We start from the raw sequence: 22,672 nt of genomic DNA, 5'->3' as shown, positions 1-22,672 counted from the left end.
CGCTCACTTGCGGGCGAGCTCGGCGACGACGGCGCGGTGGTCGGTGCCGCCGAGGGCGACGGTGCGGGCCGAGCGGGCGGCGAGGTCCTCGCCGATCATGACGTGGTCGATGGCGACGAGGGCGGGGAGGAAGCCGAGCGGGCCGAAGAGCCCGTTCTCCGGCCAGGTGGGCTGGAAGCCGGCGTTGGCGAGCTCGACCGCGTCGCGGTAGCCCGCCTCCACCAGCCGGCGCACCGGCGCGTGGTCGAGGGTCGCGTTGAGGTCGCCGACGACCAGGTCGGCGTCGACCCGGACGGCCGCGCGGCGCACGGTGCGGTGGTCGCGGCGCCAGTCGGCGACGTCGAGCGGAGCCGACGGGTGGACGGCGAGCAGGGTCAGGCCGCCCGGTCCCCCGACGTCCACCCGGTACGACGCCAGCGGGGTGTCCAGGCGGACCGGCTCGGACAGCGGGACCCGGCTCAGCACCATCGTGCCGACGACGGGGTCCGCCTCGGGCCCGCCGACCGCGTAGGGCAGCACGTCGGCCACGCCGGCCGCGCGCATCTGCCGCAGCGCCGGCCGGGTCACCTCGTTGACCACCAGCAGGTCGGCCTGCTCGGCGCTGGCGAGCTCGACCAGCCCCAGCGCGTCGCCCTCGCCCTGGAACAGGTTGGCCGTCACGACCACCAGCGGGTCGGCGCCGCCGGGCGCGGGCGGGTTGGGGCCGAGCCAGTAGGGCGCGACCCACCAGCCGTGCGCGGCCAGGCCCGCCACCGCGAGCACCACCGGCACGAGCCGCCCGCGGGTGCGCCACCGGGCGTGGCCGATGCCGGCGACGACCAGCGCGGCGGCGTACAACGGCAGCGCGTAGGGGACGAACGAGGTCAGCCGGACGGCCGGGCCCCAGGACGCGTCGGTCAGCCGGAGGCCGGTGAGGACCGCGGCGGGCAGGAGGAGGAGCGCGACCAGCACGAGGCCGGCGTGGTCGCGCAGCCACCAGCCGAGCGCCGCCAGCGCGCGTCGGACCACCGGCGGGGCCTCAGACCAGGACGAGGTCGTCGCGGTGGACGACCTCGCGCTCGTACGCCGCGCCGAGCTCGCGCGCCAGGTCGTGCGAGGAGCGACCGAGCAGCCCGGGCAGCTCCTCGGCGTCGAAGTTGACCAGGCCGCGGGCCACGACGGCACCGTCGGGGCCGACCACGTCGACGGGGTCGCCGGCGTGGAAGGAGCCGGTCACGCCGGTGATCCCGGCCGCCAGCAGCGACGCGCGCCGCTCGACGACCGCGCGGACCGCGCCGGCGTCGAGCACGAGCGAGCCCATCGGCTCGGTCGCGTGGGCCAACCACAGCAGCCGGGTCGGCCGGCGGCGGCCGGTGGCGTGGAAGAGCGTGCCGGCCTGCTCCCCCGCCAGCGCCGGGCCGGCCTGGTCGGCGGAGGTGAGCACGACCGGGATGCCGGCGCCGGTGGCGATGCGGGCGGCGTCGACCTTGGTGCGCATGCCGCCGGTGCCGACCCCGGCCGAGCCCGTGCCGCCGATGTCGACGGCAGCCAGGTCGGCGTCGTCGACCACGTCGGTGAGCAGCCGGCTGCCGGGGGCGGACGGCGCGGCGTCGTACAACCCGTCAACGTCGGAGAGCAGCAACAGCAGGTCGGCGTGGACCAGGTGCGCGACGAGCGCGGCGAGGCGGTCGTTGTCGCCGAACCGGATCTCGGTGGTCGCGACGGTGTCGTTCTCGTTGACGATCGGCAGCACGCCGAGCTCGAGCAGCTTGGCGAAGGTCTGGTGGGCGTTGCGGTAGTGCGAGCGCCGGGTCACGTCGTCGACGGTGAGCAGCACCTGGCCGGCGACGACGCCGTGGCGGGCCAGCTCCTCGGTGTAGCGGTGCACCAGCAGGCCCTGCCCGACCGACGCCGCGGCCTGCTGGGCGGCGAGCCCGCGCGGGCGCCGGCGCAGGCCCAACGGGGCCAGGCCGGCGGCGATGGCGCCGGAGGAGACCAGCACGACCTCGGTGCCCCGCGAGCGGGTCGCCGCGAGCACGTCGACCAGCCGGCTGACCCGCTCGGGGTCGATGCCGCCGGCGGCGGTGGTCAGCGACGACGAACCGACCTTGACCACCACGCGCTTGGCCCCGGTGACCGCCGGGCGGGCCGCCGAGGTGCCCACCGCCTCACTCACCCGGGTCGTCCTCGGCCCAGTCGGGGTCGTCGGTGCCGCCGATCTCGTACGACGTCGGGCCGCCCGGCCGGTCGAGGCGGCGGGCGACGTCGGCGCGGGTCTCGCCCTCGCCGCGCTCGTCCATCAGCTCGTCGATCTCCCGGCGACGGCGGGCCGCGGGACGCGACTCGTCGAAGCGCTGGTCCTCGCCGCGGCGGCCGAGCATCTCCGCGCCGGCCTCCATCCCGGGCTTGAAGTCGAAGACGACCGCGTTGTCGGGGTGGCCGATGAGGACGGTGTCGCCCTCCTCCGCGCCGAGCTTGACCAGCTTGTCCTCGACGCCGAGGCGGTTGAGCCGGTCGGCGAGGAAGCCGACGGCCTCGTCGTTGCTGAAGTCGGTCTGGCGGACCCAGCGCTCGGGCTTGGTGCCCCGCACGCGCCAGCCCTCCTTGGTCGCGGTGATCGTGAAGTCGTCGCCGCCGTCGGCACCGGCCGGGCGCAGCACGATCCGCTTGGTCTCGGTGACCGGCGTCGCCACACGGGCGGCCTCCACGATGCCGGCCATCGCGAAGGTCAGCTCGCGCATCCCGGCGCCGGAGGCGGCCGAGACCGCGATGACCTGCAGCCCGCGGGCGCGGAGGTCGTCGATGGTGATGTCGGCGAGGTCGGAGCCGTCGGGGACGTCGGTCTTGTTGAGCGCGACCAGGCGGGGGCGGTCCTCGAGACCGCCGTACCGCGTGAGCTCGTTCTCGATGACGTCGAGGTCGTCGAGGGGGTTGCGGCCCGGCTCGATGGTGGCGGTGTCGATGACGTGGACGATCGCCGCGCAGCGCTCGATGTGGCGCAGGAAGTCGTGGCCGAGGCCGCGGCCCTCGCTGGCGCCCTCGATGAGGCCCGGGACGTCGGCGACGGTGAACGTGGTGTCGCCGGCCGTGACCACGCCGAGGTTCGGCACGAGGGTCGTGAAGGGGTAGTCGGCGATCTTCGGCCGCGCCCGCGACATCGCGGCGATCAGGCTGGACTTGCCGGCGCTGGGGAAGCCGACCAGGCCGATGTCGGCGACGACCTTGAGCTCGAGGACGATGTCGAGCTCCTCGCCCGGCTCGCCGAGCAGCGCGAACCCGGGGGCCTTGCGCTTGCTGCTGGCCAGCGCGGCGTTGCCGAGCCCGCCACGGCCGCCCTGGGCGATGACCAGCTCGGTGCCGCCGCCGACCAGGTCGGCGAGGACGGTGCCGTCCCGGAGGCTGACGACCGTGCCGTCGGGGACCGGGAGCACCAGGTCGGAGCCGTGGCCGCCGTTGCGGTGCGCGCCCGCGCCGTGGCCGCCGTGCTCGGCGCGGCGCTTGGGGCTGTGGTGGTAGTCGACGAGGGTCGTGATCTGCGGGTCGACGCGGAGGATGACGGACCCGCCGGGGCCGCCGTTGCCGCCGTCGGGGCCACCGAGCGGCTTGAACTTCTCGCGGTGGACGGACGCGACGCCGTTCCCACCGCGCCCGGCTGCGACGTGCAGGGTCACGCGGTCGACGAACGTGGGGACGGCCATGGTGCTACCTACTTCGTGGAGAAATGACGGAGGGCGCCCCGGAACCGGGGCGCCCTACGGTGGTCGGCGCGTGCCGACCGACGATGTGTCGCCTCAGGTCACTCGCCCGGGACGATGTTCACGACGCGACGACCACGGCGGGTGCCGAACTCGACCGCACCGGGAACCAGCGCGAACAGCGTGTCGTCGCCGCCACGGCCGACGCCGCTGCCCGGGTGGAAGTGGGTGCCGCGCTGGCGGACGATGATCTCGCCGGCGTTGACGGCCTGGCCGCCGAAGCGCTTGACGCCCAGACGCTGCGCGTTGGAGTCGCGACCGTTCTTGGTCGACGCCGCGCCCTTCTTGTGTGCCATGTCGTGTCCTTGGGTGTGGGTTGCTGACCTCGAGCGGTGAGGCTCAGAGGGAGATGTCGGTGACCTTGACCTGGGTGTACTTCTGGCGGTGACCCTGGCGCTTCTTGTAACCGGTCTTGTTCTTGTACTTCTGGATGATGATCTTCGGGCCCTTGGTGGCGCCGACGACCTCGACGGTCACCGACGCCTTGTCGAGCGCCGCGGCGTCGGAGGTGACGGTGTCGCCGTCGACCACGAGCACGACGGGCAGGGTGACGGAGTCACCGGCGGCCGTCGTGACCTTGTCGATCTCGATGACGTCGCCCACGGCAACCTTCTGCTGCTTGGCGCCTGCGCGCACGATCGCGTACACCGCGGTCTCCTTCGTCGGTAGTGCATTACGTCCGGGTCCCCGGGCGCGCACGTTAGCGCGCCGCACGGGGAGAGGGCGCGCCGTCCAGCGCGCACCGAGGGTCAATACTACGGACGCGGGGCGACGACCGCAAAACGTCGGTACGCCGCCCCGCCACCGTGGGCCTAGCGCTTGCGCGGGCCCCTCTTCTTCACCGGCACGTGCTCGACCGAGGACGCGTCCGCGTCGTCGGCCGACTCGGTCCCGTCGGTCGCGGGCACGCCGTCAGCCGGGCCGTCGTGGCCCGCGGCGCCGGTGCTGCTCGAGCTGCCCGAGCTGTCCGTGCTGCTCGAGATGCCGGCCGGCGGGCCGGCCGGACGGGTGGCGCTGCGGCCCCGGGTCCGGGTGACGACCTTGGGCGGCGCGGGCGTGGTGGTGTCGACCGGCTCGACGGCCTCGGCGGTCGCCGGGGCCTCGGGCGTGGCCGGCTCGCTGATCGCCACCGGCTCGGTCACGGTCACCGTCGCCGGCTGGCCGGCCGGGCGGCTGGCCGCCCGGCGGCGGGTGCGGGTCACCACGCGCGGGGCCGCCGGCTCGGCCGGTGCCTCCGCGACGGGGGCCTCCGGGGCCTGCTCGGGCTCGACCTGGACCGGCTCGGGCTCCGGCTCGGCCTGGACCGGCTGGGCCTGCTCCTCGCGGGCCTGCTCGATCGCGGCCTGCTCGGCCTCGGCCTCGGCCGCACGACCACCGCGCCGGCGGCGCGTGCGGGTGACGACCTTGGGCGGGGCCGGCTCCGACTGCTCGGCCGGCTGCTGCTGGTCGGACGGCTGGTCGGGCTGCACGTCCGACGGCGGCACCGTCGTGGCGTCGGCCCGGCCCTCGGTCGTGCCATCGGCCTGGTCGTCGGCCCTGTCCTCGTGGCGCGCCATCGCGGCGAGCTCGGCCGGGGTCGGCACCTTGCCGCCGCCGCCCTGGCTGCCGTTCTGGCCACCGTTCTGACCGCCCTGGCCACCGCGGCCGGACTGGTGCGAGGAATCCTCGTCGCCCTTGCCCTTGCCCTTGCGACGGCCACCGCGGCCACCGCTGCGGCCGTCGTCCTCGTTGCGCGGCGCGACCGGGGCGTCGTGGATGACCACGCCGCGGCCCTGGCAGTGCTCGCAGTTCTCGCTGAACGACTCGACCAGGCCGGTGCCGATCCGCTTGCGCGTCATCTGCACCAGGCCGAGGGAGGTGACCTCGGCGACCTGGTGGCGGGTGCGGTCGCGACCCAGGCACTCGACCAGGCGGCGGAGCACCAGGTCGCGGTTGGACTCCAGGACCATGTCGATGAAGTCGACGACGATGATGCCGCCGATGTCGCGCAGCCGGAGCTGGCGCACGACCTCCTCGGCCGCCTCCAGGTTGTTCTTGGTGACCGTCTCCTCGAGGTTGCCCCCGGAGCCGGTGAACTTGCCGGTGTTGACGTCGATGACCGTCATCGCCTCGGTGCGGTCGATGATCAGCGACCCGCCCGAGGGCAGCCAGACCTTGCGGTCCAGCGCCTTGGCGATCTGCTCCTCGACGCGGTAGGTCGCGAAGACGTCCTTGCCGTCGTGCTCGGAGGCCTCGTAGCGCTCCAGGCGCTCGCCGAGGTCGGGGGCGACGTGCTGGACGTAGCCCTGGACGGTGTCCCAGGCGTCCGGCCCCTCGATCACCAGCTTGGAGAAGTCCTCGGTGAACAGGTCGCGGACCACCTTGAGGGTGAGGTCCGGCTCGCCGTACAGCAGCTGCGGAGCGCTGCCCTTGGCCTTCTTCTCGATGTCCTCCCAGCGGGCCTTGAGCCGCTCCACGTCGCGGGTCAGCTCGTCCTCGCTGGCACCCTCGGCGGCCGTGCGCACGATGACGCCGGCGGAGTCCGGGACGATCTCCTTGAGCAGCGCCTTGAGGCGGCTGCGCTCGGTGTCGGGCAGCTTGCGGGAGATGCCGCTGGTCGTGCCGTCCGGCACGTAGACCAGGAACCGGCCGGCCAGGCTGATCTGGCTGGTCAGGCGGGCACCCTTGTGGCCGATCGGGTCCTTGGTGACCTGCACCAGGACCGACTGGCCGGAGGAGAGCACCGACTCGATCTTGCGGGGCTGGCCCTCGCGGTGGCCCATGGCCGACCAGTTGACCTCGCCGGCGTACAGCACCGCGTTGCGGCCCTTGCCGATGTCGATGAACGCCGCCTCCATCGAGGGCAGCACGTTCTGCACCCGGCCGAGGTAGACGTTGCCGATGAGCGAGGTCTGCGACTCGCGGGCGACGTAGTGCTCCACGAGCACCTTGTCCTCGAGCACGCCGATCTGGGTCAGCTCGTCGTGCTGGCGGATCACCATGACCCGGTCGACGGCCTCGCGGCGGGCGAGGAACTCGGCCTCGCTCACGATCGGCGCGCGGCGCCGGCCGGCCTCGCGGCCCTCCCGGCGGCGCTGCTTCTTGGCCTCGAGGCGGGTCGAGCCGGAGACCGCGGTGATCTGGTCCTCGCCGGTGCGGCTCTGGCGCGCACGGCCGGAGGAACGGTCGCTCTCGCCGCCGCCGCCGTTGCCGCCGCCGTTCCCGCCGCCGTCGGCGTTGTCGCCGCCCTCGCCGGAGCGACGGCGACGGCGGCGACGGCGCGAGGACGTGCCCTCGCCGGACTCCTGGTCGTCGTCGCTCCTCGCGGAGTCGTCGTCGGGGCCCTGGTCGGACTCGTCGGAGCTGTCGTCCTTGCCCGCGTCCTTGCTGCTGCTGCTGGAGTCCTTGCCGGCGTCCTTGCCGCCGCCCTGGGTGTCGGAGCCGTCCTGGTCGCCGGAGGCGGAGTCGTCCCCACCACCGCCGCCGGACTTGCGACGACGGCGACCGCCACGCCGGCGCCGGCGCCGGCCACCGCCGCTGCCCTCGCCGTCCTGGTCCCGGTCGTCGGAGTCGTCGTCCGAGTCGTCCGAGTCGTCGTCGGAGTTGTCGTCGTCGGCGTCCTCGGTGGAGCCGTCGTCGGCAGGGCTGTCGTCGGTGACGCTCGTGGCGTCCTGCTCGTCCTCGGCCGGCGGCTCGACGGTGGGCTCGCCGGGGGCGACCTCGGCGAGGGCCTCGTCGGCCTCGTCCTCGGCGACCTCGAGCACGGGCTCCGGGGCGGGAGCGGCAGCCTTCTTGCGGGTCCGGCGCGCGGGGGCCTTGACCGGCTCGGGCGCCTGGAAGAGCGGTACGGCGGCCGAGCGCGGCTGCTCGGCGGGGGCCTCGGCAGCGGCCTCGGTGGGGGTCTCGGCAGGCGCCTGGTCGGCGGGCTGGTCGGCCGGCGCCTCGGCGGGCGCGGCCGCGGTCTTCTTCGCAGCGGCCTTCTTGGTGGTGGTCCGCTTGGTCGTCCGCTTGGCGGCGGCCTTCTTCGCCGGCGCCTCGCCGGGGACCTCGAGCGGCGCGTCGACGGCGGAGTCCGCGACCGGCGCCTCGGGCGCCTCGGCCGGGGCCTCGAGCGGCACGTCGACGGACGCGGCGGGCGTGTCCTCGGCGGCCGCGGCAGCGGCGGCCTTCTTGGTGGTCCGCTTGGCCGGGGCCTTCTTCGCGGTGGCCTTCTTGGCCGTGGTGGTCTTGGCCGCCGTCTTCTTGGCGGCGGTCTTCCGCGCGGCCGTCTTCCTGGCCGGCGCGGCGTCTGCGGGGGCGTCCCCCGCGGCGGTGGTGTCGGTGGGGGCGACCTGCAGGTCGTCGTCAGCCATGTGCTGCTCCTCGGCCCGGCCCCCGCAGGGTGCCCGGGCGGTCAGACGCCGCGGACCCGCGTGCTCAAGGTCGACGGCGCAAAGCCTTCGGTGGCGGCGACACCCTCCGCGGTGTGCGTCACTGGGTGTGGGAGGTCACCTGCCGCGGTCGCCGGGCCCTGTCACGGCCGCGTCGCGGTCTGGCGACGACCTGCACCCACCGTGCCGGCCCGCAGGCTGCGGACCAGGCGAGAACGTCGTCGGGTCGACGGGGTCGACCGTCGCCGAGTATCGCACACCACACCGGCGTTGCGGTCATGCCCGCGAGTGCAGCGGGTCGCCGACCTCTCCGGTCGTGGGGTCCAGCGGTCCCTGCGCGACCCGGGTCAGCAGCGGGGCCGGGCCGACGGCCAGCGCGGAGACCGCGACGAGGCCGCTGAGCACGTCGTCGGGACGGATCGACGGCACGGCGTGTCGCAGCACCAGGTCGAGCCGCGCGCCGGCGGCCGAGCCCTCCGGCGCCGGCCCGGCGACCAGCGAGACGACGGGGACCCGGCAGTCCAGCTCGCGCAGGCCCTTCTTGGTCATCCGCTCGACGACCACCGACTCCGCGGCCAGGAACGCGTCGACCGCGACCGCGGCCTCGGTCGGCTGCGCGGCGACGTCGGCCCACCAGTGGCTGGCGTGGAGCAGGTCGGCGAGCGACCCGCCGGCCGACTCCACGACCTCGAGGACGTCGAGGCCGGGCGGCAGCGCCTCCTCCAGGCTGGCGTGGATCGTGGCGGGGTCGACGACCTCGGCCAGCCCGATCTCGAGGTACTCCGCCTCGCTGGCCGACCCGGTCGGCGCGGCGCCGGCGTACGAGATGCGGGGGTGGGGGTTGAAGCCCGAGGAGTAGGCCATCGGCACCCGGGCGCGGAAGACCGCGCGCTCGAAGGCCCGGCTGAAGTCGCGGTGGCTGGTGAACCGGAGCCGGCCGCGCTTGGCGTACCGGATCCGCAGCCGCTGGACGGGCGGGGCCTGCTGCTCGGGCTGCTTGCGCACGGGCGGATCCTACGGCGGGCAGTCCTCCAGCAGCGGATCGCCGAGGGCGTCGGTGCCCTGGGCGCAGGCCGGGCTCGGCTCGACCTCGCCGATCTCGGTGATCGTCCGGTCCACGGCGACGCCGAAGAGGACGACGGCCGCGAGGAGCACGACCAGCCCGATGGTGGACAGGATCGTGCCGACCAGCCCGGTCACGAACCCCGCCGTCGCGACGCCCGCCCCGCCCAGCCGGCCCCCGGACCGCGTGATCTCCCGCTCGGCGGACTTGCCCAGCACCATCGCCGGCACGCCGGTGAGGAACCCGAAGCAGGTCAGGGAGAGCACCCCGAGCACCAGCGCGGTGGTCGCCTGCCCGGGCGTCGGGGGCGGCGGCGTCCCCGGTGGCGGCGCCCACGGCGGGTGCTGCGGCGGTTGCTGCGGCTGGCCGGACGAGGGGTACGACGGGTACGGCGGCTCGGTCACGGACTCTCCTTCATCGCGGCCGACGGGTAGACCGTGCCGACACGCTCCCCCGCCAGCCACGTCCCCAACCGTGCGGCCTCGGCGTCCAACCGGGCGCGCACCGCCGGTGCGACGTCCTCGACCAGGCGCACCGCGACCGCCCCGGTGGTGTCCTGGACCCAGCAGCCCACGACCCGGCCGTCCGCCCAGGCGGTGGTGCCGGCGTTGCCGTTGCGGTCGAAGAGGAGCGGGGCGTGCGGACCGAGGTACCACCCGCGCTCCTTCCAGCCCATGACCGTCGGGTCGAGCACCGGCAGCAGCGCGACCCAGGGTTCGGGGACGGCGACCGGGTCGAGGTCGTCGGGCAGCAGCCAACCGGTGCCGCCGCCGTCGAGGGACACCTCGACCGCCGCGAGGTCGGCCAGGGCGGCGCGGACGGCCCCCTTGGTCGCGCCGAGCCACCAGACCAGGTCGGCCTCGGTGCCGGGGCCGAAGGTCCACAGCCAGCGCCGCACCAGCGCGGCGTACCCCTCCCTGGTCGGCAACGGGTCGGGCACCTCGTCGAGCCAGTGCGCCATCGACGTCCAGCGCGGCCGGGAGACCCGCCAGTGCTGGGTGTTGGTGCCGCGGACCACCCGCGCCTCGGCGCCGAGCCCGGTGAGCACGCGACCGGTGACGGTCGCGCCGCCCAGGTCGGGCACGGCGGCGCGCAGCTCCGCGGCGGTCAGCCCGGCGGGGTGCTCGGCGAGCAGGCGCAGCACCTCGGCGCGCACCGCGGCCAGCCACGCCTCGCCGTCGGCGGCGACGCCCTCGAGCACGACCGCCTTCACCAGGCGCGCCCGCTCGGCGGCCGCCACCCGGGCCGACGCGCTCCCCCAGGCCGCCGGCAGCAGCTCGCGGGGCAGGACGAACAGCGTGCGGCGCATCGCCAGCTGCTTGACCAGGGACCGGTCCGCCTCCAGCGCGCGGTCGAGGTCGGCGCGGTCGAAGCCGGGGACCCGCGCCCACAGGGAGAGGTACGGCGTCGCCGGCTCGGTCGCGTGCAGCACCGTCATCGCGGTGGTGGCCGTCTCGACGTCGGCGGGCCGCGCCTCCCCGGCCAGGCCGTGGCGGAGCGCGAGGCGCGCCCGGCGCTCGGCGTCGGTCACGTGGCGCACGGCCCCTATCCTGCACGAGTGCATCGCTGGGTCCACGGGCTCTTCGCGCTCGTCGCCCTGGCGACGATCGTCGCGCTCGTCGTGCTCTGGCCCCGCCCGGACCGGGTGCCGGACGGCTCGCCCGGTCGGCCGAGCGGCATCCCCCAGCCCACGGGGCCGTCGGCCACCGGTCCCTCGGGCACCGACAGCGGCTCCCCCACCGACCGGCCCAGCGGCCCGAGCGGTCCGAGCGGTCCCGGCGGCCCGGGCGCACCGACGCTGCCGACCGAGCCCACCCAGACCTGCGTCGACCCAGACCCCGACCGGCTGGTCGCGCTGACCTTCAACATCCACGGCGCTCTCGGCGGCGGCAACGGCCCCGACCTCGAGCGGATCGCGCAGGAGATCGAGGCGTTCGACGCCGACGTCGTGCTGCTGCAGGAGGTCGACCGGTTCCGCGAGCGGTCCGGCTTCGTCGACCAGCCCACCTGGCTCGGGACCCGCCTGGGGATGAACGTCGTCTTCGGCCGCAACGTCGTCCGCGCCCCCGAGCGCCGCGGCGCCCCGCGCTCGGAGTACGGCACGGCCCTGCTCAGCCGGCTCCCGGTGCGTCGCTGGGAGAACCGGATGCTCCCCCGCCAGCGCGGCCACGAGCAGCGCGGGCTGCTGCGCGCCACCCTCGACCTCGGCGGCCGGCCGCTCGACGTCTACGGCACCCACCTCCAGCACACCCGCGGGACCATCCGGATCGTCCAGCTGCGCGCCGTGCGGCGGATCGTCGCGCAGCGGTCCGGGCCGGACGTGCCGTTCCTCCTCGGCGGCGACCTCAACGCCACCCCCGACTCCCCCGCGATGGCCGTCGCGGGCACCTTCGCCCTGGATCCGTGGCCCGTCGTGGGCGAGGGGAGGGGGCTGACGGTTCCCCCGCGAGTGCCGAGGCGGAGGATCGACTACGTGCTGCACTCCCCCCACCTCCTTCCCACGAGCGCCCAGGTGCTGCGCTCGGCGATCAGCGACCACCGCGCCGTGCGCGTGAGCCTCGACCTGCCGCGACCCGGGTGCGGTCGGTGACCGCGCGGCGTACCTCCCTGCTCCTGGTCGCCGGCGTCCTGCTCCTCTCGCTCAACCTGCGCCCGGCCGCGGTGAGCGTCGGGCCGGTGCTCGACGAGGTCCGTGACGCCTTCGGGATGTCCGGGGCGACCGCGGGGCTGCTGACCTCGCTGCCGGTGCTGGCGTTCGCGTTCTTCGGCGCGCTGGCGCCCACCGCGGCCCGACGGGTCGGCGTGCACCGGGTGACGCTGGTGGCGCTGCTCGCGGTCGGCGGCGGGCTGCTCGGGCGCGCGGTCACCGGCAGCGAGACGCTCTTCCTGCTGCTCTCGCTGGTCGCGCTGGCCGGCATGGCGATGGCCAACGTGCTGCTGCCCTCGCTGGTCAAGCTGCACTTCCCCGACCGGATCGGGGCGATGACCGCGGCCTACACGACCGCCCTCGCCGTCGGCCTGACCGCCTCGCTCGCCCTCACCGTACCGGTGGCCGAGGCCGCCGGCGGCTGGCGGACCGGGCTCGGCCTGTGGGCCCTGCTGGCGCTGCTCGCCGCGCTGCCGTGGCTCGGGCTCGTCGCGCACGACCGGCGCCCCGACGACGGGACTGAGCGCCGCGCGATCCGCTACGCCGAGGTCGCGCGCACCCCGCTCGGCATCGCGATGGCGGTCTTCTTCGGGCTCCAGTCGCTGCAGGCGTACGCCGTCTTCGGCTGGTTCGCGCAGCTGTGGCGCGACAGCGGGTGGTCCGCGACCGCGGCCGGCCTGCTGGTCGCCCTCATCGCCGGCGTCAGCATCCCGCTGTCGTTGTGGCTGCCGCGCCTGCTCGCCTCGCGGGAGCACCCGATCGGCGTGCTGCTGGCCGTCATCGCGTGCTACCCGGTCGGCTACGGCGGGATGCTGCTGACGCCGGCGTCGCTGGCCCCGCTCTGGGCGCTGCTCGTCGGCACGGCCGCCTGCACCTTCCCGCTGATCCTCACCCTGGTCGGGCTGCGCGCCCGCACTCCCGAGGGCACCGCGGCGCTGTCGGCCTTCACCCAGTCGGCCGGCTACCTGCTGGCCGCGGCCGGGCCGTTCGCGATCGGCATCGTCCACGACGCCACCGGCGGGTGGGACTGGCCGGTCGCCCTGCTGCTGGTGCTGAGCCTGCCGTTGGCCGGCCTGGCGGCGTACGTCGCGCGGCCGCAGGCCGTCGAGGACCAGCTCGACCGCCGCCCGGTGGCCCGGGTCACGTCGTAGGGTGACGCGACCCCAGGCCCTCGGGAGGCTTCGATGACCGGTCCGCTCCGGCCCCTGCTCACCGCGCTCGCTCCGCTCGTCGCCGCCCTGGTGGCCGCGGTGGCTCTCGTCGGCGGGCTGCTCGCCCCGGTCCCGGCTGCTGCCGCGGCCGCCCCCGCTGCGCGGCCGTCGCCGGGTGCGTTCACCGGCTACGCCTTCGACGCCCGCTGCGCGCCCTCGCAGGCCGAGATGGACGTCTGGCGCCGGCACTCGCCGTTCTGGGGCGTCGGGGTCTACCTCGGCGGCTCGACGATGTCGTGCCGGGCCGACCCGACCGACCCGACCTCGGGGCAGCCGCACCTCGACGCAACCTGGGTGCGGCGGCAGACCTCCGCCGGCTGGCGGGTGCTGCCGATCTGGGTGGGCCCGCAGGCCTCCTGCTCCGGGTACGCCGACCGGATCGACCCGTCCCCCGCGGCGGCGTACGCCGCGGCCGAGGCGCAGGGCCGCGCCGAGGCCACCGCGGCCGCCGAGCGCGCCCGCGCGCTGGGCATCGACCGGCGCAGCACGCTCTGGTACGACCTCGAGGACTTCGACCTCGCCGGCGACGACTGCCGCCGCTCCGCGCTGCGGTTCCTCTCCGGCTGGACCGAGGCGCTGCACGACCTCGGCCACCGCTCGGGGGTCTACTCCAACATCGCGGCCGGGATCCACGCCCTCGACAACGCCGACAACGTCTCGCCCGGCTCCTACACGATGCCCGACCAGGTCTGGTACGCCTGGGCCAACGGCCGCGCCGACACCGCCGTCTCCGACAAGGTCCGCGCGGGGAGCTGGGCCGGCCAGCGCGTGCACCAGTACGCCCTCGACGAGACCGCGACGTACGGCGGCGTCACGCTCACCATCGACCGCAGCTACCTGCGGGTGGGCGGCGGCTCGGCCGCTCCGCGTGCGCCGCGGGCCTGCGGTGGCGTGCGCCTGGACCGCTCCGCCTACCCGGCCCTGGCCAAGGGCCGCCGCGGGCAGGTCGTCCGCACCGCCCAGTGCCTGCTGCGGAAGTCGGCGTCCTACCGCGGCAAGGTCGACGGTCGCTTCGACGGCGACGTGGCCCGCGTGGTGCGTCGCTACCAGCGGGCTACCGGCCTCCCCGTCTCCGGCAAGGTCGACCGCCGCACGTGGATCACGCTGCTCGCCCGCGGCGAGGCCCCCCTGCTGAAGGAGGGCTCGGCCGAGGACGCCGTGCGCCGCCTCCAGCGCGCGCTCGTCGCCACCGGCGCCACGCTCCCCGTCACCGGGGTGCTCGACCGGCGCACCTCACGGGCGGTCGCGACCTACCAGCGCCGGGTCGGCCTCGCTGCCGTCGGCGTCGTCGCTCCCGACACCTGGGCCGCCCTGCGCCGCGGGCGGCGCTGACCCGGACCGCCACCGTCGCCGGCCGGTGCTCGACCGACCGGCGACCTCAGACGACCGAGAGCGGGAGCAGCTGGCGGCCCGTGGGACCGATCTGGATCTCGGTGCCCATCTCGGGGCAGACGCCGCAGTCGTAGCAGGGCGTCCAGCGGCAGTCCTCGACCTCGACGTCGGAGGTGCCGTCGGCGACGGCGAGGGCGTCCTCCCAGTCGGCCCAGAGCCAGTCCTTGTCGAGCCCGGAGTCGAGGTGGTCCCAGGGCAGGACCTCGTCGTAGCCGCGCTCGCGGGTGGTGTACCAGCCGAGGTCGACCCCGCTGCCGGCCAGCGCCTGCTCGCAGGCGGCGACCCAGCGGTCGTAGGAGAAGTGCTCGCTCCAGCCGTCGAAGCGTCCGCCGTCGCGCCAGACCTGCTCGATGACGCGGCCGACGCGGCGGTCGCCGCGCGAGAGCAGTCCCTCGATGGTGCCGGGCTTGCCGTCGTGGTAGCGGAAGCCGATCGCGCGACCGTACTTCTTGTCCTCGCGGACCGTGTCGCGCAGCTTGCGCAGCCGCTCGTCGGTGGTCTCGTGGTCGAGCTGCGCGGCCCACTGGAACGGCGTGTGCGGCTTGGGCACGAACCCGCCGATGGAGACGGTGCAGCGGACGTCGTTGCGCCCGGAGACCTCGCGGCCCTTGGCGATGACGCGCTTGGCGAGGTCGGCGATCTGCAGCACGTCCTCGTCGGTCTCGGTGGGCAGGCCGCACATGAAGTAGAGCTTCACCTGCCGCCAGCCGTGGGAGTACGCCGCGGCGACGGTGCGGATGAGGTCCTCCTCGGTGACCATCTTGTTGATCACCTTCCGCATCCGCTCCGAGCCGCCCTCGGGGGCGAACGTCAGGCCGGACCGGCGACCGTTGCGGGAGAACTCGTTGGCCAGGTTGATGTTGAACGCGTCGACGCGGGTCGAGGGCAGCGAGAGCGAGACGTTCTGGCCCTCGTAGCGGTCGGCCAGGCCCTTGGCGACCTCGGCGATCTCGGTGTGGTCGGCGCTGGAGAGCGAGAGCAGGCCGACCTCCTCGAAGCCGGAGCTGCGGATGCCGTTCTCCACCATCGCGCCGATCGTCTCGATCGAGCGCTCGCGGACCGGGCGGGTGATCATGCCGGCCTGGCAGAAGCGGCAGCCGCGCGTGCAGCCGCGGAAGATCTCGACGCTGAACCGCTCGTGGACGGTCTCGGCCAGCGGGACCAGCGGCTTGGCCGGGTAGGGCCAGGCGTCGAGGTCCATCAGCGTGTGCTTGGTGACGCGGAACGGCACGCCCGGGACGTTGGGCACGACCGAGGAGATCGCGCCGTCGACGCCGTAGGTGACGTCGTAGAACTTCGGCACGTAGACGCCGCCGCTCACCGCGAGGCGGCGCAGCAGCTCGTCGCGGGGGCTCGCCATCTCGCCGGCCGGGCGGCCCTGGGCCTTCCACTCGCGGATGACCTCGGAGATCGCGAGCACGACCTCCTCGCCGTCGCCGAGGACCGCGGCGTCGAGGAAGTCCGCGATCGGCTCGGGGTTGAACGCCGCGTGGCCGCCGGCCAGCACGACCGGGTCGTCGCCGGTGCGGTCGGCCGCGTGCAGCGGGATGCCCGCGAGGTCCAGGGCGTTGAGCATGTTGGTGTAGCCCAGCTCCGTCGAGAAGCTCAGGCCGAGGACGTCGAAGGCGCGGACCGGGCGGTGGCCGTCGACGGTGAACTGCGGGATCGGGCCGTGCTCGTCGCCCTCCCGCAGCACGCGCTCCATGTCCGGCCAGACGGCGTACGTGCGCTCGGCGACGATCCAGTCGCGCTCGTTGAGCACCTCGTAGAGGATCTGGACGCCCTGGTTGGGCAGGCCGACCTCGTAGGCGTCGGGGTACATCAGCGCCCAGCGGACGGTCTCGCCGGCCTCGCTGGTGGCGCCGCAGTCCCAGTCCTTGACCGTGGAGTTCAGCTCGCCGCCGACGTACTGGATCGGCTTGGAGACCGACGGGAGACGGGGCTCGAGCCGCGGGAAGACAGACTCAGGGGCGGACATGCGCGACCTCTCGAGGGACTGCGGGAGCGTGCTGGGGACCGGCCAAGCCTACGTGCGGTCACCGGCAGGTCGAGAACTGATGAGTCCCGCGGCCCCGCCGACCGTTTTGACGACCGGTGAGGCGCCGGTCAGCGGGGGGGCAGCCCGGCAAACCGGGTGGCCGCGGGGGCGGTGGCGCGCAGGTGGATGTTCTGCAGGAGGCCGACGGCGAGCATGCTGGCGAACATCGAGGAGCCGCCGTACGACACGAACGGCAGCGGGACGCCGGTGACCGGCATGATCCCCAGGCACATGCCGATGTTCTGGAAGGCCTGGAAGCCGAACCAGCAGGCGATGCCGGCGGCCGCGACCCGGCCGAAGACGTCGTCGGCGCGGGCGGAGATGACCAGCGCCCGCCAGAGCACGACGACCAGCAGCCCGATCATCGCGCCGGCGCCGACCAGGCCGAGCTCCTCGCCGGCGACGGTGAAGATGAAGTCGGTGTGCTGCTCGGGCACGAAGCCCGAGCGGGTCTGCGAGCCGTCGAAGAGGCCCTGCCCGAAGAGGCCGCCGTTGCCGACGGCGATGCGCGCCTGCTCGACGTTGTAGCCGGCGCCGCGGGGGTCGAGGTCGGGGTTGGTGAAGGCGAGGAACCGGTCGACCTGGTACTGCTTCAGCGCTCCGCCGGCCACCGCCGCGACGGCCGCGGTCGCGCCGCCGCCGACCAGCAGCACCAGCCACCGGCGCGGTGCCCCGGCGACGGCGAGCACCCCGAAGACGGTGGCGGAGAGGACGAGCATCGTGCCCAGGTCGGGCTGGAGCATGATCAGCGCGGCCGGGACCGCGGCGATCGCCAGCATCCCGACGACCTCGCCGAGACCCACGCGCGCCCGCCAGCGCCCCTCGCTGCGCTCGGCGACGACCAGCGCCATGCCGATGACGACCGCGAGCTTGGCGAACTCCGAGGGCTGGATCGACATCCCGCCGAGGTTGATCCACGAGCGCGAGCCGTTGATCGTGCTGCCCAGGGGCGAGAGCACCAGCCCCAGCCCGACCACCGACGCGAGGTAGACCGCCGGCGCGACGATCCGCACCCAGCGGTGGTCGGTGGCCATGACCAGCACCATCAGCACGACGCCGATGGCGACGTTGGTGACCTGCTTGGAGAGGTACGCCGTGGAGTCGCCGCCGGTGAGCGTGTCGCGCGCCGACGTGGCGGACCAGACGAGCAGCGTGCCGACGACCACGAGCGCGGCGACCGCGCCGAGCAGCCACCAGTCGAGGCCGGGGGCCCGGACGGACGTGCGCAGCGAGGTGCGGGAGGCGTTCCGGTCGGCCGGTCGGACCGGGACGCGGGGGCTGAGCCGGGTGACCGTCATCGGTCCTCCCCCTTCGTGCCGGTGGCGCCGGAGTCGCGGCGGCCCGGCGGCAGGATCGAGCCGTCGGCGGTGAACGTGGGCAGGTCCGCCGGCGGCCGCGAGCCGGGGATGAACGCCTTGCGCGGGTCGACGGTCGAGCCCTCGACGCCGTACAACGCCTCGTAGATGCGGCGGATCGAGTCACCGTTGCGGCCCGAGCCGGTGCCGCCCTGGCTGACCATCATCACCACGACGTAGTCGTCGGTGTAGGAGGCCACCCACGACGTCGACTGCTTGCCGTACACCTCGGCGGAGCCGGTCTTGGAGCGGATGTCGACCTGCTCCAGCGGGAAGCCGGGCAGCTTCCAGGCCATGGTGCCGCGGCTGCTGACGCCCTTGAGCGCGGTGTCGATGTAGGACAGCACGGCCTTCGGGAGCCCGACGGTGCCGGCCTTCTTGGGCTTGATCTCCTTGATGGTGCGTCCGCTCGGGTCGACGATCGCCTTGCCGATCCGCGGCTCCCACAGGGTGCCGCCGTTGGCGAGCGCGCCGTAGGCGCGGGCCAGCTGGAGCGGGGTGACGATCGTGTCGCCCTGGCCGATGGCGAAGTTGACGGCGTCACCGGCGCGGTAGGCGAAGCCCTCGATGCAGAACTCGCGGGCGAACTTGTAGACGAAGTCGGAGGTCTTGTCGTCCTGCGGCGCCTCGGCGATGCCGCAGTAGTAGTCCTTCATCGAGTCGTAGTAGGCGCGCTTCCACTTCCGGTCGGCGATCCGGCCGGACGCCTCGCCGGGCAGGTCGACGCCGGTCTCGCTGCCGAAGCCGAAGACCTTGGCCTCCTCCACGAGCGGGTCCTTGGCCTTGACGTCGGAGACGTCGGAGCCGAAGCGGCGCCAGTACTCGTAGCCGATCCGGTAGAAGAAGGTGTTGCAGGAGACCTCGAGCGCCTTGTCGAAGCCGATCGAGCCGTAGGCGCCGGACTCGTAGTTCTTGAACACCCGGTTGCCGACCTGGAAGCCCGAGGAGCAGGCCAGCCGGGTGTCGGGGCTGTAGCCGTTGGTGAGCGCGCCGGCCGTCATGAACGGCTTCCACGTCGACCCGGGCGCGAACTGGCCCTGGGTGGCGCGGCCCAGCAGCGGCGTGCCGGCGGCCTCGGAGTAGAGCCGGGCCAGCTGCTTCTTGGTGATGCCGCCGACCCACACGCCGGGGTCGTACGTCGGCTGGCTGGCCATCGCCACGAGCCGACCCGTCTTCGCCTCCATCACCACGACCGCGCCGGAGTCGGCCTCGTACTTGCGGCCCGTCACGGTGTCGGTCTCGGTGCGGGCCTTCGCGATCGCGCCGGCCAGCTCCTGCTCGACGAGACCCTGCACGCGGGCGTCGATCGAGGTCACCAGCGTGGCCCCGGGCGTGGCCTCGACCGCGCCGTCGTCGCCGAGCACGCGACCCATCGAGTCGACCGCGACGCTGCGGTAGCCGGGCATCCCGCGCAACCACGCGTCGTACTGCTTCTCCACGCCGGCGCGGCCGACCGAGGAGGCGCCGTTGACCGACTCGTCCTCGTCCTCCTCCGCGGCGTCGAGCTCGTCCTCGGTGATCGGGCTGAGGTAGCCGAGCACGTGGGCGAGGTTGACCCCGTAGGGGCGCGGGTAGTTGCGCACGGTCTGCTGCTCGGCGAGCACGGCCGGGAAGTCCTCGGGCTGCTCGAGCACGCGCAGGGCGACCGCCTGGTCGACGTCGGTGGCGACGGGGACGGGCTGGTAGGGCGAGCCGTTCCAGCACACGCCGGTGACGCTGCCCTCCTCGCCGCAGGTCACCAGCCGCTTGCGGACCATGCCAACGCGCACGCCGGTCACCTGGGCGACCCGCTCGACGAGCTTCGCCTGCTGCGGCTCGGTCATCTTGTCCAGCATGCTGCGGTCGATGGAGACCACCCACGCGGTGCGGTTGGTGACCAGCGGTCGGCCCATGTCGTCGACGATCAGGCCGCGCTGGGGCTGCACCACGATGTCGCGCACCGACTGGTTGGCGGCCTGGGCGGTGTACTGCTCGCCGCTGACCACCTGCAGGTAGTAGAGGCGCACGAAGAGCGTCGCGAACAGCGAGAAGACCAGGGCCTGGACGACCACCAGGCGCAGCCGGCTGCGGCGGCTGGCCGCCTCCGCTGCACTCATGCGGTGGCCCGGGCGGGCTCGAGGCGCCGGAAGGTGCCCATCACGAGCGGGAGCACGAAGGGCGTGAGCAGGACGTCCCAGAAGACGCCGATCGCGACGACCTGCAGCACCTCGCCGACCCCGAGGGCCGGGTCCTGCAGGACGATCCCGGTCAGCGCGAAGACCGAGGTGCCGACGAACGACGACGCCGCGACGGTCGCCACGACCGAGCCGGCGGTGGGCCGGACGTCCTGGCGCACCCGGCCGGCGACGTACCCCACCACGACGAGGGCGAGCGCCCAGCGGCCGGCGACGTGGTCGGCCGGCGGGGCGAGGTCGAGCAGCACGCCGGCGACGAAGCCGAGCACCATCGCCGGCTGCGCCCCGCGCACCAGCCCGGTGGCCACCACGACGAGCAGCACCAGGTTGGGCACGACCCCGGCCCAGGAGACGTGGGAGAAGACGGTCAGCTGCAGCACGAGCGCGGCGACGACGGCGAGGACCGCGGCGACGGTTCGGCCGGGGTTCACCGCACGCTCCCGTCGGCCTCGATGACGGCGCGGTCGCTGGCGGTGCCCGAGGGCACGACGACGCCGACCAGGTCGAGCGCGGCGAAGTCGACGTACGGCTCGACCACCGCGCGCTGGGCGGTCTCGCGGAGGCTGGAGTAGACGGCGGTGACGCGGCCGATCGGGACGCCGGCGACGTACGGCGCGCCGCCCTCGCTGCCCCAGGTGACGACCGCGTCGTCGCGGTTGGGGACCTCGGAGGAGTCGATCAGCTCGAGGTCGAGGCGGCCGGTGGAGCCGAGCTGGCCGCGCCCCTCGACCGAGCCGAGCTCCATCGAGGAGCCGACGCGGCCGCCGACGACGGAGTCGGCGTCGACGATGAGCAGCACGGTCGCGGTGGTGCGCGTGACCCGGACGACCCGGCCGACCAGGCCGTCGTTGTTGAGGACCGTCATGTCCGGGCGCAGGCCCGACTGCGAGCCGGCGTCGATGGTGACCGTGCTGGAGAACGACTGCGCCGGGCCGAGGCCGACCACGCGGGCCGGCACCAGGGAGTAGCCGAGGTCCTCGGCGGCACGGGTGAGGCCGTCGTACTCGCGCAGCCGGTTGCGGTCGTAGTCGGCGGTGTTGACCTCGGTGCGCAGGCGGGCGTTCTCCGCCTGGAGGTCGCCGATCTCACCGCGCAGGTCGCCGTGGGTGCGGAACCAGGAGGGCACCGCGACGAAGGGGCGCACGACGGCGGCGGCGCCGACCTCGATCGGGCCGAGCACCTCGCCGACCGCGCGGCGCACCGGCTCGACGGGCGAGGAGTCGCCCGCGGCCGAGTCGAGCGTCATCAGGCTCAGGCACGCCAGCACGAGCGCGACGACCAGCGAGCGGGACGGACGACCGCGGTCCTCCAGCCGCGCGGTGACCCGCCAACGACGCTCGCGCTGCTTCGACCCGCGGCCGGGCTGCTGACCGGGGCTGCTCCCCTGGCGGGTCGGACGCTCGAAGAGGTCGACCGCCATCAGAACCGCCTCGGCTCGGTGACCAGCACCTGCTGCAGCGCCTCGAACTCCTCCACGCACTTGCCGGCACCGAGCGCGACCGAGCTCAGCGGGTCCTCCGCGACGTGGACCGGCATGCCGGTCTCGTGGCGGATCCGCTCGTCGAGGCCGCGCAGCAGCGCTCCGCCGCCGGTGAGCACGATGCCGCGGTCCATGATGTCTCCGGCGAGCTCCGGCGGGGTCTGGTCGAGGGTCGCGCGGACCGCGTCGACGATCGCGTGCAGCGGCTCCTCGATCGCCTGGCGGATCTCGGAGCTCGAGACCACCACCGTGCGCGGCAGGCCGGAGACCATGTCGCGGCCGCGGATCTCCGCCTCCGGCTCCTGGGCCATCGGGAACGCCGAGCCGAGGGTCGTCTTGACCTCCTCGGCGGTGCGCTCGCCGAGCATGAGGGAGTACTCCTTCTTCATCCACGCCACGATCGCGGCGTCGAGGTCGTCGCCGGCGGTGCGGATGGACAGGCTGGTGACGATGCCACCGAGGGAGATGACCGCCACCTCGGTCGTGCCGCCACCGACGTCGACGACCATGTTGCCGGTCGCCTGGTGGACCGGCAGGCCCGCGCCGATCGCGGCGGCCATCGGCTCCTCGACGATGTAGACCCGGCGGGCGCCGGCCTGGTAGCCGGCCTCCTTCACGGCCCGCTGCTCCACCGCGGTGATGCCGCTCGGCACGCAGATGACCATCCGCGGCTTGGCGAAGTAGCGCCGCTTGTGGACCTGCTGGATGAAGAACCGCAGCATCTGCTCGGTCGCCTCGAAGTCGGCGATGACGCCGTCCTTCAGCGGCCGGATCGCGGTGATCCCGTCGGGCGTGCGGCCGATCATCCGCTTGGCCTCGTGGCCGACCGCGAGCACCTCGCCGGTCGCGACGTTCATCGCCACCACGCTCGGCTCGTCGAGCAGCACGCCCTTGCCGCGGACGTAGACCAGCGTGTTGGCGGTGCCGAGGTCCACGGCCATGTCGCGGCCGATGAAGCTGTTCGCCATGCCTGGTGCCTCGCAGGTCCGTCGCGTCCGGGGAAGTCGCGGCGCGACGTGGGTGCAGTGCGTGGAGTGCGTGCGTACGTCGGCGCCACCCGGAGCGTAAGGACCGATCCGCCCGCTCCCCGGGAGGCACGCCGGGGTTGCGCGCGTGTCTGCTGCGTCAGGTGTGACTGGTGGGGCTGCAGGCGTACCACCTATTGGTGGTACGCCGGACGTTCTGGGCCGATGCATCACCCCAGAACCGTGTGCGTACCACCTCTTGGT

General features: G+C 74.3%; 18 protein-coding genes. 3 read left to right on the top strand and 15 right to left on the bottom strand.

Annotated features, from left to right (window positions below):
- Window positions 1-3: 3 nt before the first annotated feature.
- The 9 genes from QWY29_RS03965 to QWY29_RS03925 form a co-directional block, all read right to left on the bottom strand.
- Window positions 4-1,008, bottom strand: coding sequence for an endonuclease/exonuclease/phosphatase family protein (locus QWY29_RS03965; protein ID WP_300959348.1), 1,005 nt, complete (start codon window positions 1,006-1,008; stop codon window positions 4-6).
- Window positions 1,009-1,018: 10 nt separating this feature from the next.
- Window positions 1,019-2,155, bottom strand: coding sequence for a glutamate 5-kinase (gene proB / locus QWY29_RS03960; RefSeq protein WP_300959347.1), 1,137 nt, complete (start codon window positions 2,153-2,155; stop codon window positions 1,019-1,021).
- Window positions 2,148-3,677, bottom strand: a complete 1,530-nt coding sequence (gene obgE, locus QWY29_RS03955) for a GTPase ObgE (RefSeq protein WP_300959346.1) — start codon at window positions 3,675-3,677, stop codon at window positions 2,148-2,150. Before obgE ends, proB begins: the two co-directional genes overlap by 8 nt.
- 98 nt (window positions 3,678-3,775) lie before the next feature.
- A complete protein-coding gene (rpmA, locus tag QWY29_RS03950) occupies window positions 3,776-4,030 on the bottom strand; it encodes a 50S ribosomal protein L27 (RefSeq protein WP_166189404.1) in 255 nt (84 codons plus the stop codon).
- A gap of 43 nt (window positions 4,031-4,073) precedes the next feature.
- A complete protein-coding gene (gene rplU, locus QWY29_RS03945) occupies window positions 4,074-4,382 on the bottom strand; it encodes a 50S ribosomal protein L21 (protein WP_300959345.1) in 309 nt (102 codons plus the stop codon).
- 164 nt (window positions 4,383-4,546) lie between these two features.
- Entirely contained in the window at window positions 4,547-8,065 is a 3,519-nt protein-coding gene (locus QWY29_RS03940; RefSeq protein WP_300959344.1) for an Rne/Rng family ribonuclease, read from the bottom strand.
- A 294-nt stretch (window positions 8,066-8,359) separates the two neighbouring features.
- Window positions 8,360-9,088 (bottom strand): TIGR03936 family radical SAM-associated protein, encoded by a 729-nt coding sequence (locus QWY29_RS03935; RefSeq protein WP_300959343.1) that lies wholly within the window; start codon window positions 9,086-9,088, stop codon window positions 8,360-8,362.
- A gap of 9 nt (window positions 9,089-9,097) precedes the next feature.
- Window positions 9,098-9,550: a DUF4190 domain-containing protein gene (locus QWY29_RS03930; RefSeq protein ID WP_300959342.1), complete on the bottom strand. Its 453-nt coding sequence runs from the start codon at window positions 9,548-9,550 to the stop codon at window positions 9,098-9,100.
- Complete coding sequence (locus tag QWY29_RS03925) at window positions 9,547-10,686, bottom strand: winged helix DNA-binding domain-containing protein (RefSeq protein ID WP_300959341.1); 1,140 nt, start codon at window positions 10,684-10,686, stop codon at window positions 9,547-9,549. The genes QWY29_RS03930 and QWY29_RS03925 overlap by 4 nt, the downstream gene beginning before the upstream one ends.
- 18 nt (window positions 10,687-10,704) lie before the next feature.
- Between QWY29_RS03925 and QWY29_RS03920 the strand changes: the two genes are divergently transcribed.
- Genes QWY29_RS03920 through QWY29_RS03910 form a run of 3 tightly spaced genes read left to right on the top strand, consistent with a single transcriptional unit; the run spans window position 10,705 to window position 14,336 of the window.
- On the top strand, window positions 10,705-11,736 hold the full coding sequence (locus QWY29_RS03920) for an endonuclease/exonuclease/phosphatase family protein (protein ID WP_300959340.1): 1,032 nt from the start codon (window positions 10,705-10,707) through the stop codon (window positions 11,734-11,736).
- Window positions 11,733-12,944 (top strand): MFS transporter, encoded by a 1,212-nt coding sequence (locus tag QWY29_RS03915; protein WP_300959339.1) that lies wholly within the window; start codon window positions 11,733-11,735, stop codon window positions 12,942-12,944. The genes QWY29_RS03920 and QWY29_RS03915 overlap by 4 nt, the downstream gene beginning before the upstream one ends.
- A gap of 33 nt (window positions 12,945-12,977) precedes the next feature.
- On the top strand, window positions 12,978-14,336 hold the full coding sequence (locus tag QWY29_RS03910) for a glycoside hydrolase domain-containing protein (protein WP_300959338.1): 1,359 nt from the start codon (window positions 12,978-12,980) through the stop codon (window positions 14,334-14,336).
- 46 nt (window positions 14,337-14,382) lie between these two features.
- On the opposite strand, the gene QWY29_RS03905 is transcribed toward QWY29_RS03910, so the two are convergent.
- The 6 genes from QWY29_RS03905 to QWY29_RS03880 form a co-directional block, all read right to left on the bottom strand.
- Entirely contained in the window at window positions 14,383-16,374 is a 1,992-nt protein-coding gene (locus QWY29_RS03905) for a TIGR03960 family B12-binding radical SAM protein (RefSeq protein WP_300959337.1), read from the bottom strand.
- Window positions 16,375-16,502: 128 nt separating this feature from the next.
- Window positions 16,503-17,732, bottom strand: coding sequence for a rod shape-determining protein RodA (gene rodA, locus QWY29_RS03900; protein WP_300959336.1), 1,230 nt, complete (start codon window positions 17,730-17,732; stop codon window positions 16,503-16,505).
- Complete coding sequence (gene mrdA, locus QWY29_RS03895; RefSeq protein ID WP_300959335.1) at window positions 17,729-19,885, bottom strand: penicillin-binding protein 2; 2,157 nt, start codon at window positions 19,883-19,885, stop codon at window positions 17,729-17,731. The genes rodA and mrdA overlap by 4 nt, the downstream gene beginning before the upstream one ends.
- On the bottom strand, window positions 19,882-20,394 hold the full coding sequence (gene mreD, locus QWY29_RS03890; RefSeq protein ID WP_300959334.1) for a rod shape-determining protein MreD: 513 nt from the start codon (window positions 20,392-20,394) through the stop codon (window positions 19,882-19,884). Before mreD ends, mrdA begins: the two co-directional genes overlap by 4 nt.
- Complete coding sequence (gene mreC, locus QWY29_RS03885; RefSeq protein ID WP_300959333.1) at window positions 20,391-21,383, bottom strand: rod shape-determining protein MreC; 993 nt, start codon at window positions 21,381-21,383, stop codon at window positions 20,391-20,393. The genes mreD and mreC overlap by 4 nt, the downstream gene beginning before the upstream one ends.
- Window positions 21,383-22,411, bottom strand: a complete 1,029-nt coding sequence (locus tag QWY29_RS03880; RefSeq protein ID WP_300959332.1) for a rod shape-determining protein — start codon at window positions 22,409-22,411, stop codon at window positions 21,383-21,385. The genes mreC and QWY29_RS03880 overlap by 1 nt, the downstream gene beginning before the upstream one ends.
- Between the last annotated feature and the right edge of the window lie 261 nt (window positions 22,412-22,672).

Origin of the sequence: Nocardioides abyssi, from assembly GCF_030412915.1 — a bacterium.
Lineage (GTDB): Bacteria > Actinomycetota > Actinomycetes > Propionibacteriales > Nocardioidaceae > Nocardioides > Nocardioides abyssi.
Note: the sequence above shows the minus strand (reverse complement) of the source record. Positions and strands in the feature narration are given on the sequence as shown.